The organism is Promicromonospora kroppenstedtii DSM 19349, from assembly GCF_000515355.1.
GTDB classification, from domain to species: Bacteria; Actinomycetota; Actinomycetes; order Actinomycetales; family Cellulomonadaceae; genus Promicromonospora; species Promicromonospora kroppenstedtii.
Genome location: NZ_KI911751.1, coordinates 1 through 1,842, shown reverse-complemented (window position 1 = coordinate 1,842; position 1,842 = coordinate 1). Strand labels below are relative to the sequence as shown.

Annotated in this window: 3 protein-coding genes; 2 read left to right on the top strand and 1 reads right to left on the bottom strand. The window is 75.0% G+C overall.

The window, feature by feature from the left end; all coding sequences use genetic code 11:
• Together PROKR_RS37070 and PROKR_RS25720 are read left to right on the top strand one after the other, a co-directional pair.
• Window positions 1–575, top strand: a 575-nt coding sequence (locus PROKR_RS37070) for a sensor histidine kinase (protein WP_245605971.1), incomplete at its 5' end; no start/stop codon positions are given.
• A gap of 88 nt (window positions 576–663) precedes the next feature.
• Window positions 664–1,410 (top strand): sulfite exporter TauE/SafE family protein, encoded by a 747-nt coding sequence (locus PROKR_RS25720; protein WP_036969392.1) that lies wholly within the window; start codon window positions 664–666, stop codon window positions 1,408–1,410.
• A 37-nt stretch (window positions 1,411–1,447) separates the two neighbouring features.
• Here the strand turns inward: PROKR_RS25720 and PROKR_RS36235 are convergent.
• Window positions 1,448–1,842: hypothetical protein (locus PROKR_RS36235; RefSeq protein ID WP_036969390.1), on the bottom strand; the 395-nt coding region annotated here is incomplete at its 5' end.

The following is a 1,842-nucleotide window of genomic DNA, read 5'->3' as shown; positions in this document are numbered from 1 at the left end:
CGGAGTCGATCGACCTGGTCGACGAGGTGCGGTCGGCGGTGGCGCGGGCGGCGACCCGGCCCGAGGCGGGACGGGCGGGGGCAGGGCTGGCGGAGACAGGGCTGGCGGGGGCAGGGCTGGCGGAGACAGAGCGGGCGGAGACAGAGCGGGCGGAGACAGGACGGGCGGAGACAGGACGGGACAGCGGCGAGCCCGTGCCGATCGTCGTCAACGCCCTGACCGATCGGGCCTGGGCGGCCGCGGCGCACACCGAGACGGAGCTGGTGCTCGACAACCTGCTGCGCAACGCCGCCCGGTACACCCGCACGCGGGTGGTGGTAACGGTCCTCGCGCAGCGTTCCACCGTGCGGGTGCTGGTCGACGACGACGGGCCGGGCGTGCCCCCGGAGCACCGCGCCAAGGTGTTCGACCGGTTCTACCGGGTGTCGGACGACCGCGCCCGGACCTCCGGCGGCGCCGGGCTCGGGCTGGCTCTGGTCGCAGAGCTCGTGCGGCGCCGGGGCGGCGAGGTCGCCGTCGGGGAGTCGCACGACGGCGGGGCACGGTTCACGGTGGTGTGGCCCCGGGCTCGGTGAGCGGGTGCGGAGACCGGGCACGGCGCGGCGGCCGGAGGGTGATATTCCTCGCACCGGCACCGCCCCTGATCAGGGTTAGCGTGACGAGGTGGACACGACGGCCCTGATCGCAGCCTGCGTGGCCGTCGTCCTCGGGGCCGGCCTGCAGCGCGTCGCCGGGATGGGCGTCGGCATGGTGGCCGCGCCGGTGCTCACCGTGTTCCTCGGCGCCTCGGTGGGCGTGCTGCTCAGCAACGTCGCCGCGATCGTCACGGCCCTGCTCGTCCTGCGCGCGCTGCGTGACGGCGTGGACTGGCGGCGCGTCGTCACGATCCTGCCGTTGATGCTGGTGGGCTCGGTGCTCGGTGCGCTCACGGTCCGCGAGGCCGACCCGGCCTGGCTCGACGTGATCGTGGGCGGTTCGGTGCTGCTCGCGCTCGGCGCCTCGGCGATCCTGCGGCGCCGGGTGCGCATCCAGGGCCGCTCGGTGGCGGTCGCCACGGGTCTGGCGGCAGGGTTCATGAACACCACCTCGGGGGTCGCCGCACCGGCCTGGACCGCGTACGCGCTGGCCACCCGCTGGGACCACCGGTCGTTCGCGGCGACGATGCAGCCGCTGCTCGTGGTCATGAACGCCATGTCGGTGGCGACCAAGCTGGGTTTCGGCGCCATCCCGTCCGGCTTCGCCCCGGCGTGGTGGGTCTGGCCGGTGCTGCTGGCGGCGGTGCTGGCCGGCGTGACGGTCGGCCGCTTCCTCGCCCTGAGGATCTCGACCCGGGCGGCGTCCCGGACGGCCCTCACGGTGGCGACGGCGGGCGCCGTGACGGCCCTTGCCCGGGGCCTCCTCGCCCTCTGACGACGCTCGACGAGCACTGACGACGTCGTCGGGCTGGTCAGCGGCGCAGGCGCCGGTCGACGAGCAGCAGTCCGACGACGGTCAGCGCGATGATCACCACGAGGCCGACCCGGTCCACGGTGGTGTGCGCCATGATCACCAGCCCGCCCACCGAATGGGCCACGAGCGCCCCGCCGATCAGGGCGAGCGTGTGCCGTGGCGTCCAGGCCGCGGAGGACGCCGTCCGGGTCAGGTAGCGGTAGCAGGCCACGACGCCGATCGCGGTGAGCGCCATCGGGATCAGCACCGTCAGACCCTCGGTGAAGGCCGGCTGCCGGGACCCGAGGACCGGGAACGAGAGGCCGAAGAAGACCAGCGTCGCCAGGCCGGACGCCGCGGCGAGGTAGCCGAGGGACGGGACCGCCGCCGCGCCTGACGAGCCGGGCCGGCCCG